This is a genomic window from Psychromonas sp., assembly GCF_047632995.1.
Taxonomy (GTDB): Bacteria; Pseudomonadota; Gammaproteobacteria; order Enterobacterales; family Psychromonadaceae; genus Psychromonas.
In genome coordinates, this window is sequence record NZ_JBLIEK010000116.1 from 1 (window position 1) to 11,322 (window position 11,322).

Below are 11,322 nucleotides of genomic sequence, written 5' to 3' on the forward strand. Positions count from 1 at the left end.
AAATTCCCCCGTAAAACCACACTCATAACATTCATCAATGGGTGTGTTCGTCGCATAATAAGGGACCTGTGTATAACTGTAATCCCAGACATCTTCCAATGCTTTCAGGTTATGCTGCATATTAGGATATTCGCCGTAACAGATAAAACCGCCACTGGCTAATTCAGGATAAGGCATCTCAAAGTCAATTTTATCGTAAGGATTAACTGATTTTTCAACATCTAAATGAAAGCTGTTAGTGTAATAACCTTTATCAGTGACCCCTTCTAACACACCGAACTGTTTTGCATCCAGACGACAGAAACGATCACATAAATTTTCAGAAGGTGTTGAGTATAAGCTAAAGCCATAACCGGTTTCTTCTGTCCAGCGCTCCGTTGCTTCTTTTAGATAACGAATAACCGCAATCGCTTTAACTTGCTTCTCTTTATCGTCAAACAGGTGCTGGTCAGAGCCATACAAGGCATTGATAGTTTCATGTAAACCTACATAACCTAATGAGATAGATGCGCGTCCGTTTTTAAAGATCTCTGCCACACAATCATCCGCTTTTAAACGTACGCCACAAGCACCTTCCATATATAAGATAGGCGCAACGCTTGCTTTTACTTCAGATAAACGTTCAATGCGCGTATCTAATGCTTTTTTAGCAATGTTTAAACGGACATCTAACAGTTTGTAAAACGCTTGTTCATTACCGCCCGATTGCAAGGCGATGCGTGGTAAGTTAAGGCTAACTACGCCAAGATTATTACGACCATCATGGATCAGTTCATTGTTTTCTTCGTAAGTGCCCAAGAAACTGCGACAACCCATTGGCGTTTTAAATGACCCCGTCACTTCAACAACTTTATCGTAATTTAAAATATCAGGATACATACGTTTACTTGAACATTCTAACGCCAACTGTTTAATATCATAATTAGGATCAGTTGCTTTATGATTAACACCATCTTTAATGGCGAAAACAAGTTTTGGAAAGATAGCGGTTTTACGATTTTTGCCTAAACCGGCAATACGAATTTTAAAAATTGACTCTTGAATTAAACGCGCCTCCCAACTTGTACCTAAGCCGAAACCAAAGGTGACAAAAGGAGTTTGACCGTTCGCTGTGTGCAGTGTATTAACTTCATACTCCAGCGACTGGAACGCATTCAAACACTCTTTTTCTGTTTGTTGCGCTGCATAGGCTTGAGGCTCGTTGATCCCCCACTGCTCTGCTGTTGCTAAATGTTTTTGGTAACTTTTAGAGACATAAGGTGCAAGCGTAGTATCAATGCCATTAATTGTGGTACCGCCATAAATATGGCTGGCTACTTGCGCGATAATTTGTGCGGTAACCGCTGTTGCTGTTGAAATCGATTTTGGCTCTTCAATTTCCGCATTACCCATTTTAAACCCTTGGGTAAACATCCCCTTAATATCGATTAACATGCAGTTAAACATAGGGAAAAACGGGGCATAATCTAAATCATGATAATGTAATTCACCTTTATCATGTGCGCGCACCACATCTCGGGGTAAAATATACGATTTAGCGTAATGTTTGGCAACAATACCCGCGAGCAAATCACGCTGTGTTGGAATGACCTTACTGTCTTTATTGGCATTTTCATTGAGCAGTGACGCGTTACTCTGTTCAATCAAACCATATATTTCATTATTGAGGTGACTTTTCCGCTCACGAGCGATATCTCTATCATGACGGTATTCAATATACACACGAGCAAGCTCAGTATGGCCACTTTTCATTAAACAGACTTCAACTGAGTCTTGAATGTCATGGATATCGACCTCTACCTGACCTTCTAATTGGCATTCAACTTCATTGGCGATAGCAAATGCATCAACACCTTTACAGCGCGCTGCGCCTGATGCTTTTAAAATGGCTTCCGCGATGCGCAATGCATTAAAAGGGACTTGGCTTCCATCTCGTTTTATAACAACAGGTTTCATAACAGGGCTCCAATGAAAATATAAAAACACAATATGTAGTGGAAATGAATCATACATAACACTATATGTTGAGTATTGATGTAAATCAATTTTCAACTCAGGTGGATATTTAGTGTTTAAATACGCCTTCTTTATTGGTTTTTTTGTTTTTTTATGTTGCTATTTTAGGAAGCTATATTAGCGGTAATTTATAACGATAGCAGTTGCTATTCTGGAAGCCCAGTGTATAAAAATTGCATTATATATATTAGATAATATTCAATAGCGTTAAGGTTCCCAAAAGAACGGCTGCAGCCGTTCTCCTGCAAGATAACTTGCCTATCCTGTTATTTTTTCACTGATTATCTGCTATTTTATTGTTACCATGAGCAACTGTTTTGCACCCGCTAAATACACTTACACAAGTAGTGGAATTAAATTCTTATGAGCGACTATGTTTTACTGTTTTTCGGCACTGTGCTGGTTAATAACTTCATCCTGGTAAAATTTTTAGGTTTATGCCCGTTTATGGGGGTTTCCAATAAAGTGGAAACCGCCGTGGGCATGTCATTTGCAACCACCTTCGTTTTAACCTTAACCGCGGCACTTTCTTATATTGTAAATACTTATCTGCTGCAGCCCCTGGACTTACTCTATTTACAAACATTAAGCTTTATTTTGGTGATCGCCGTCGTGGTGCAGTTTACTGAAATGGTCATGCACAAAACCAGCCCTACTTTATATCGCCTATTGGGTATATTTTTACCGCTAATCACCACCAACTGTGCCATTTTAGGTTTAGCGCTGCTTAATATCAGTGAAAGTCATGATTTTATAGAATCAATTATTTACGGCTTCGGCGCGGGTATCGGTTTCTCTTTAGTGTTAGTACTTTTCTCTTCAATGCGTGAACGTTTAGCAAGCTCCGATGTACCGCTTCCTTTTAAAGGTGCATCCATTGCGATGATCACAGCAGGCTTAATGTCACTTGCCTTTATGGGCTTCACCGGCCTTATTAAGTAATAAGTAAAAGGAAACGGAATAAACTAGATGATATTCAATATTGCAATTGCCATTCTCACTCTCGGAATTTTAGGGGCTATTTTTGGCTCTATATTAGGCTACTCCTCTTTACGTTTTAAGGTAAAAACGGATCCTATTGTTGAAGAGCTTGATGCTATATTGCCGCAAACACAATGCGGCCAGTGCGGTTATCCCGGTTGTAAACCTTATGCGCAAGCCATCGCCAATGGTGAAGATATTAATAAATGCCCACCAGGTGGTGACGCTGTAATGCGTCAACTCGCAGAGCGTATGGGGGTTGAACCTAAAAATTTAGACGGCCCGGAACAACCAAAATTAGTGGCCTTTATCCGTGAAGATCAATGCATCGGCTGCACTAAGTGTATTCAAGCCTGCCCTGTTGACGCTATTTTAGGGGCAACAAAACAGATGCATACAGTGATCACTGATGAATGTACTGGCTGCGAACTTTGCGTTGCACCTTGCCCGACTGATTGTATTGATATGGTTCCTGTTGCCTTAACCACACAAAATTGGCAATGGGATCTTAACCTAATCCCCACTAAAAACAGCACTGAGCGCTAGCATGACGACAAACTCTATTAATCTTCTCAGTGAAGAGCAACTCGCTAAAATTTCATCAGGAAAGCTCTGGTCTTTTCACGGCGGAATTTATCCTAACGAAAATAAGCAGCAAACTAATCAAGCAGTGATTAAAGACGCGGGCATTCCCCCTTTCTTAGTAATTGCTATTGAACATAAAGACCATACCCCGCAGCTATTGGTTAAAGTCGGCGACTCTGTATTAAAGGGGCAACCATTAACTAAGGTGTACGGCGCCATGGTTGTGCAGCATGCCAGTAGCTCCGGTGTGGTTAGTGCCATAGAAAAACGAGCAGACCTGCATCCCTCATGTTTGCCTGTTTTATCCGTTGTCATTGCAACAGATGGTTTAGACAGAACTATTGAATATAGTCAATGTGCAGATTACAAAACCCAAGCCAATGCACTGTTAATTAAAAAAATTCAGGATGCAGGGATTGTTGGGCTAGGAGGGGCTGGCTTCCCAAGCCATCTGAAACTGCCCCATCCTGATGGCACTAAATTACTGATTATCAATGCCGTTGAATGTGAGCCCTATATCAGCGCGGATGATCGTTTAATGCAGGAGCATGGCGACGAAATCATTGACGGCATCACTGTGCTGCAGCATATTCTAAAACCCGAATTAACAGTCATTGCCATTGAAGATAACAAGCCCGAAGCGATTGCAGCGATCCGTCTTGCCGTGCAAAAAAAACAGCAAACCAATATTATTATCAGCACTATCCCCACGTGCTACCCATCAGGCAGTGAAAAGCAGTTAATTGAAATGATTAGCGGGCAGCAAACCCCGATTGGCAAGCACCCTAGCGAGCTGGGGGTGGTGATGCACAATGTCGGTACTGTTTTTGCCATTAAAGAAGCAATTATTGACGGCAAACCTCTTACCTCTCGCATTGTCACCTTAACCGGCGATGCTGTTGCAACTAAAGGTAATCTCAGCGTACGCATCGGCACCCCGATTCAATACCTTTTAGATAAATACGGATTTAATAAGCAGCATTCACAAAAACTAATTATTGGCGGACCCATGATGGGATTTTCAATCAGCCATGCTGATATTCCCGTCACAAAAACCTGTAACTGCATTCTTGCACCGACCTTAAAGGAGATGCCAGATGCCCCGCCTGAAGTCCCCTGTATTCGCTGTGGTGAATGCGCCGATGTTTGTCCTGCACTGTTATTACCGCAACAGCTTTTCTGGTATTCAAAAAGCCAGGATCATAATAAGTTGGATGAATACAATCTTTCATCCTGCATCGAGTGCGGTGCCTGTGCTTATGTTTGCCCCAGTCATATTCCCTTAGTGCAATATTACCGTGTTGCAAAAGCTGACATCAAGAGTACCAAGCAACAAGCGGAAAAAGCTGAAATTGCACGCATTCGTTTTGAACATCGTGCAGCCCGTTTAGCGCAAGCAAAATTAGATCGCCAAGCAAAACATAAAGAAGCGGCCGAAAAGCGTAAACAGCAGATGCAAGAAAAAAATGGCGGTGAAGACTTAATCGCCGCCGCACTTGCCCGTGCCAAAGCTAAAAAACAAGATGCAGCGCAAAGCAGCGAAAGCGCGCCAGGCGACAGTAAAAAAGAGGCCATTGCCGCCGCCATTGCCCGCGCTAAAGCTAAAAAACAAAGCGCAGCACAAAACAGCGAAAGCGCGCCAGACGACACTAAAAAAGAGGCGGTTGCCGCCGCCATTGCCCGCGCTAAAGCTAAAAAACAAGCTGCAGCACAAAGCAGCGAAAGCGCGCCAGACGACACTAAAAAAGAGGCGGTTGCCGCCGCCATTGCCCGCGCTAAAGCTAAAAAACAAGCTGCAGCGCAGTCCGAGCAGCAAGGAAATGAAAATAGTGAAGTAGATAACACTGAACTAAATAACACAGAGTTAAATAACACCGAGGCGATCGCTGCACGTAAAAAACGCAAGGAACAGGTGCGCCTGGATAAACTGCAGAAACAGGCATCACAACCCGAACAGCAAGAGGTCGACTCTCCACTCGCTAAAGAGCGTGTTGCCGATAAAAAAGAGCCCGCCGGTGATGATAAAAAAGCTAAAATAGCAGCCGCAATTGCCAAAGCAAAAGCAAAAGCAAAAAAAGCTGCACAAAAGGATCAATGAAAATGGCATTTATAAATTCAATCTCCCCGTATCAGCGCGTCCGACGCAGCACTTATCAGATTATGCTATTAGTGCTTCTGTGTTTAATTCCAGGGATATTTCTACAGAGTTATTTTTTTGGCTTTGCTAATTTATTACAAATCGTCCTTGCAGGTACAGTTGCACTACTCAGCGAAGCGATCGTCTTAAAGTTACGCCAACGCCCGGTCCTGGCGACCATAAAAGATGGCAGTGCATTAGTAACCGGGGTGCTTATTGCGATCGCTATTCCGCCGCTTGCACCATGGTGGATTGCAGTTATCGGTACTGTTTTTGCCATTGTTTTTGTTAAACAATTATATGGCGGACTTGGGCAAAACATTTTTAATCCCGCCATGGCTGCTTATGTGCTTCTGCTTATCTCATTTCCAGTGCAGATGACCACGTGGATTCCAGTGCAGTCACTACACCCTTTTTTACTTACATTAATGGATCAGATAAGCGCTATCCTTACCGGTTTTACCCTAGATGGCTACACAGTTGAGCAGCTCAATATCAGTATTGATGGTTTAACTATGGCAACACCACTGGATACCGCGCGCAACGGCTTGCACGGCGGTGAAACCATCAGTGAAATATTAAACAGCCGCGCATATAAAGCATCGTCTTGGCAAGCGTTTCAATGGGTCAACCTTGGCTTTTTGCTTGGCGGCCTAGTCTTATTATATAAACGGGTTATTCAGTGGGTTATCCCGGTTTCTTTTTTGACCGGGATTAGCGTTTTTTCTTTTATCGCCTTTGCCTACAATCCCGATCTTAATATTTCACCGCTTTTCCACCTTTTCTCCGGTGCAACTATGCTCGGGGCATTTTTTATCTTAACCGATCCAGTAACGGCTTCTACCACAGTAAAAGGGCGGTGTTTTTACGCTTTATTAATCGCATTAATTGTGGTGCTGATCCGTAATGTGGGCGGTTATCCGGACGCCGTGGCATTTGCCGTATTGCTTGGCAATATGTGTGTTCCTTTTATTGATTATTACACGCAACCCAAAGTGTATGGGAGAAGTAGTTAAGATGTTAACAATTATCAGCCGTAACGCCTTTATACTGGCAGTATTTGCCATTGTCTGCACGGGCGCAATCGCGATTGTCAATGTGTTGAGTAAACCTGTTATTGAGTTGCAAGAGCAAAAAGCACTGTTAAAAACAGTTAATCAGCTCATTCCTGCGCAATCCTATAATAACGATCTTTTCGCCAGCTGTTTTACCGTTCGCGATGATGCTCTGTTAGGCAAAGGACGTGAGCAAAAAGTTTTTCTCGCTAAAAAAGATAATCAAGCGATGGCATTAATGTTACAAGCCAGTAGTTTTCGCGGTTATGCAGGCGAAATAAAACTGGCTATCGGTATTTATGCAAATGGCCAGCTTGCAGGCGTACGCGTTATCCGTCATACAGAGACGCCCGGCTTAGGTGATAAAATTCAGAGCAAAAAATCCGACTGGATTTTCGCTTTCAACAATAAGTCTTATCAACCTGCACAAGATAAACGCTGGGATGTCAGTAAAAACGGCGGCGATTTCGATGCATTTACCGGGGCAACTATTACCCCGCGCGCCGTTATTTTAGCCGTTAAAAATGCCTTAATCTATTTTGAAAAGAATAAAGAGACTCTTTTTAAGCATGAAGCAAACTGCGGAGAAGCCAATGAGTGAATCACAACAAACCAGCGAGCAAGATACAGAGAAGAAAGAAAAACCGTCAGTTTACAAAGAGTTAATCTGGCAGGGTTTATGGAAAAACAATCCCGGTATTGTACAGTTACTCGGTTTGTGTCCTCTGCTTGCCGTCACTAACACAGTTACCAATGCGCTTGGTTTGGGAATAGCCACGTTATTTGTTTTAGTTGCCTCGAACAGCCTGGTCTCTCTGGTCCGCTTTTATGTCCCGCAAGCGATTCGTATCCCTATTTTTGTTATGATCATCGCCTCATTAGTCACCTGCGTACAGATGCTGATGAATGCATTTACCTATGAACTTTACCTTTCACTGGGCATTTTCATCCCCTTGATTGTCACCAACTGTATTATTATTGGCCGGGCCGAGGCCTTCGCATCCAAAAACAGTGTTAAACATGCCGCCTTCGATGGTCTCATGATGGGACTGGGCTTTAGTGGCGTGCTTATCTTATTGGGGGCCAGTCGGGAACTGTTAGCACAGGGCACCCTATTTGTCGGTATAGATGCCCTATTAGGTGATTGGGCAAAAGATTTCACTGTTGTCATTTATCATGCAGACAGCAGCTTTTTACTTGCCGCCCTCCCTCCCGGCGCCTTTATGATTATGGGACTGATCATTGCATTAAAGAATGTCATTGACCAACGGGCTGCAAAACAGTGAACAAAGAAAAACGGCGTGAAATATTAACGCGTCTGCGCAGCGATAATCCGACACCGCAAACAGAGCTTAATTACAAATCCCCTTTCGAGTTGTTAATTGCGGTTATTTTATCCGCGCAGGCAACCGATGTCAGCGTCAATAAGGCCACCGACAAACTCTACCCCGTGGCCAATACGCCAGAAGCCATTGCCGCATTAGGCATTGACGGATTAAAGGCGTATATAAAAACCATCGGTTTGTTTAACAGCAAAGCAAGCAATGTGATCAAAACCTGCAATATGCTTATTGCCTTGCACAATAGTCAGGTACCTGAAAACAGAGAAGCGCTGCAAGCACTGCCGGGTGTTGGCAGAAAAACTGCAAATGTGGTCTTAAATACCGCATTCGGCTGGCCAACCATTGCCGTTGACACCCATATTTTTCGGGTTGCCAACCGCACTAAACTTGCAACAGGAAAAAATGTCGAGCAGGTTGAAGAAAAACTGTTAAAGGTGATCCCTTCTGAATTTAAAGTGGATGTGCATCATTGGCTTATTCTGCACGGCCGCTATACCTGCATCGCCAGAAAGCCAAGATGCGGCTCTTGTTTAATTGAAGACCTGTGCGAATACAAAGATAAAACCGAGGTTGACTAACTTAGAACGTGTGAGGGATGAGTATATTTGGTCACACAAATCGAGTTATTGTGTTCATGATATCCTAGTCAATTTGCGCCATAGAAAACAAGTCCGCTTCATGCTCTGAATCATCAGTCAGGGTATTGAAGATCCAGTTGTTATCGTTCAGATTATATCTAACGTTGAATTGCGTCTGCTAATCGGATAGAAACAGTCATAGTAAGGAGAAAAAGTAATTCTGACATGCTTTTGTCACAATATGATCCTGACACGATAAAATTTCATGTTTAAATTAATTTTGTGGCTTTCATTATTCCTTTAGTGGTTAGCAGGGAAGGACTTGTAAAGGAGCAGGGATGATAATTTCCGTAAAGCGACTATTACAGTCGCCCTACAGAAGGGAGCTTTACTTACGCTTTGCGACGAGCAGAAACCAAACCCATTAGGCCTAAAGCAAGGAATGCTATTGAGCTAGGCTCTGGTACAGTCGAAATTTTAGCAATCTCAGAGGTGCCACTATCTCTAAGTGTGCCATATACCAATACTGATGCTGCGCCACCATTTTCCCAAAACAACAAATCAAATGATTCCATGCCAGTATCAGCAAACATATTCCAGCCGCTGTCTCTGAGTCCAGTGTTACCATTAAAGCTGTATAAACTGTTGCTACCTAAACTGACGTCTATGCCGTCATCATGAAAAAATTTAAGCGCTGAATATAATGACGTATCAACCATGCCGGTGGCCGTTAATACAAACGTGTTGTTGTGCCCATCAGGAAAGGCTGGTGCACTGTGGTGGCCCCAGTCGCTAAAGAACACGTTATCACTATCAACAGTGGTATTCGCACTACTTGCGTTGTCAATAACAGCCAGAGATTGCGCAATGTTATTTATGCTTGAGTTAGATTCGTAAATGTTAATAAGCGCAGCATTAGCGTTTAATGCCAACAATGATGCCAGTGCCCCTAAAATAATTTTTTTCATTATCCTGTAACCTTGTGTGTTGTTTAGATATTTTCAAAATTTTGCGTAATATTTATTACAAGCAATTATTATGCCAATTTATTTTATTGTTTAATAACATAAGGATAGAAATGGCAACATGCTTTCAATATATAAAGTGTAATATATTTCGACAGTTTGGCGGGTGTGGCATTGGGCAGCTATTGGATTTTTTTAATGTGATTTTACATTTCCCATAACTAGGGTGAGTTGATCTTTCGTGTAGGATTTTTGAACAGCATGGCAGTATTATCCGTACTGATCAGCATGGCACAGGACTACTACAGAGAGCGATGAAGCGATAGGTAAGAGGCGAGCTGGTAACTCAACAAAAATATACTATCGATAGCTACGCTCTTCCCGTTCACTTTGAGCTATCTGCTGGTCAAGTACACGATATTATCTATGCAGAGAAACTGATAAATGAGTCACCTAAATCCTGCTATGTTGTAGCCGATAAAGGGGATGACAGTGAAAGGTTTAGAGAACAGATGCGAGAACAAGATTCAATTCCAATATTTCCTAGGCAAAAAACAGCAAAATGGGGAATGATGATATTAATTGATGCTTGTATAAATATCGGCATTTAGTCGAAAATGCATTTGCTAGAATCAAGAATTTTCGAGCAATAGCAACGAAAGACGATAAATTAGAGCAAAACTATACGAGCATGGTTGTCCCCGCATTTACGATTATGTGGCTGCCGATGCATTGCTGAACAATTATTGAGCACCAAAGATCAACTGGCTCTAATAGAGTAGATGAAAAGTGAAATTAACTCAGCAATCATTAGCTACACATGGTTTCTGTTCCTAGTTTGCAAGAATATAGCTAATGTTCTAGCGCTGGTTAAAAATTGTTTTAAGCAATAACCCATAGTTGCTATAACAGACAAAATTTTAACGGTTTTTTGAATAGAAAACCTTGTAGTAAGTATGAGAACGCAGGGGGGGGACGATAATTTAGTTGTGAAATATAGATTTAAAATAAATTTGTCATTGAAGTTACTGAGGCTTGTTAAGAGTGTAAAATTTTCCGACACACATTGCATTCTATCGATTGATATTCGACAACGATGCACTCCGGCAGCAAAAGATGATAATAGTTAATATTGTCTAATGCAGTCATATGAACATGTTGAAATCTAATTTCTATGCATCAGTATTAACTCTATTTGTAGACAACTCTATTATAGAGGGGCTAAAACGAGGTAGTCTGAACAGATAAATAATGCAAAAGTTCTAACTCTTTTTGAGTTAGAAAGCTAACGGGGGAAGATCACATACCTAACTCTCTTATGCTGTTAGTTTTAAGCACTGAAACATCTATAAAGTGTTACCTGATGCTGTAAGGCCGCTCATCGCCAGAAAGCCAAGATGCGGTAGCTGTATCATTGAAGATCTATGTGAAGTCTCTGGAAAAACAGAACGCTTTTTGAACCTACCTTAACCTCTCAAAATGACACGTATTAGCCCCGCCATACAGATGGATTTATCGCAATAACCGACCTACTAACATCTAAGTAGTCTGATTTTGGTGCCGTCAGATATAGATTAAAATATTAACTATTGACTGGTTAAAAAATGATAAAGGATAGCAGCCCCCATGCAATTAATATCGGCAACGTCGTCTCAGTACGAG

General features: G+C 41.9%; 10 protein-coding genes and 1 pseudogene. 9 read left to right on the top strand and 2 right to left on the bottom strand.

Annotation, left to right across the window (positions count from 1 at the left end; genetic code table 11):
- Positions 1-1,956, bottom strand: a 1,956-nt coding sequence (nrdD, locus tag ACJAT7_RS15420; protein ID WP_415227692.1) for an anaerobic ribonucleoside-triphosphate reductase, incomplete at its 3' end; no start/stop codon positions are given.
- 423 nt (positions 1,957-2,379) lie between these two features.
- On the opposite strand from nrdD, the gene rsxA reads away from it, so the two are divergent.
- The 7 genes and pseudogenes from rsxA (at position 2,380) to nth (ending at position 8,695) form a co-directional block, all read left to right on the top strand.
- Positions 2,380-2,958 (top strand): electron transport complex subunit RsxA, encoded by a 579-nt coding sequence (rsxA, locus tag ACJAT7_RS15425; RefSeq protein ID WP_415227693.1) that lies wholly within the window; start codon positions 2,380-2,382, stop codon positions 2,956-2,958.
- Between the two features lie 27 nt (positions 2,959-2,985).
- On the top strand, positions 2,986-3,543 hold the full coding sequence (gene rsxB, locus ACJAT7_RS15430) for an electron transport complex subunit RsxB (protein WP_415227694.1): 558 nt from the start codon (positions 2,986-2,988) through the stop codon (positions 3,541-3,543).
- Position 3,544: 1 nt separating this feature from the next.
- Positions 3,545-5,680, top strand: a complete 2,136-nt coding sequence (rsxC, locus tag ACJAT7_RS15435; protein WP_415227695.1) for an electron transport complex subunit RsxC — start codon at positions 3,545-3,547, stop codon at positions 5,678-5,680.
- Between the two features lie 2 nt (positions 5,681-5,682).
- Positions 5,683-6,735, top strand: coding sequence for an electron transport complex subunit RsxD (gene rsxD, locus ACJAT7_RS15440; protein ID WP_415227696.1), 1,053 nt, complete (start codon positions 5,683-5,685; stop codon positions 6,733-6,735).
- 1 nt (position 6,736) lies between these two features.
- Positions 6,737-7,375 (top strand): electron transport complex subunit RsxG, encoded by a 639-nt coding sequence (gene rsxG, locus ACJAT7_RS15445; RefSeq protein WP_415227697.1) that lies wholly within the window; start codon positions 6,737-6,739, stop codon positions 7,373-7,375.
- Positions 7,368-8,045: pseudogene (locus ACJAT7_RS15450) on the top strand (electron transport complex subunit E); the annotation flags it as partial. The gene rsxG and the pseudogene ACJAT7_RS15450, both read left to right, overlap by 8 nt.
- Positions 8,046-8,056: 11 nt before the next feature.
- Positions 8,057-8,695, top strand: a complete 639-nt coding sequence (gene nth, locus ACJAT7_RS15455; protein ID WP_415227698.1) for an endonuclease III — start codon at positions 8,057-8,059, stop codon at positions 8,693-8,695.
- A 392-nt stretch (positions 8,696-9,087) separates the two neighbouring features.
- Here the strand turns inward: nth and ACJAT7_RS15460 are convergent, their stop codons facing one another.
- Positions 9,088-9,663, bottom strand: coding sequence for a PEP-CTERM sorting domain-containing protein (locus ACJAT7_RS15460; RefSeq protein ID WP_415227699.1), 576 nt, complete (start codon positions 9,661-9,663; stop codon positions 9,088-9,090).
- Between the two features lie 359 nt (positions 9,664-10,022).
- On the opposite strand from ACJAT7_RS15460, the gene ACJAT7_RS15465 reads away from it, so the two are divergent.
- Together ACJAT7_RS15465 and ACJAT7_RS15470 are read left to right on the top strand one after the other, a co-directional pair.
- Positions 10,023-10,271 carry a transposase gene (locus ACJAT7_RS15465; protein ID WP_415227701.1) on the top strand — a complete coding sequence of 83 codons (249 nt, stop codon included), beginning with the start codon at positions 10,023-10,025 and terminating at the stop codon, positions 10,269-10,271.
- A 742-nt stretch (positions 10,272-11,013) separates the two neighbouring features.
- Positions 11,014-11,130 carry a hypothetical protein gene (locus ACJAT7_RS15470; protein WP_415227700.1) on the top strand — a complete coding sequence of 39 codons (117 nt, stop codon included), beginning with the start codon at positions 11,014-11,016 and terminating at the stop codon, positions 11,128-11,130.
- Positions 11,131-11,322 lie beyond the last annotated feature (192 nt).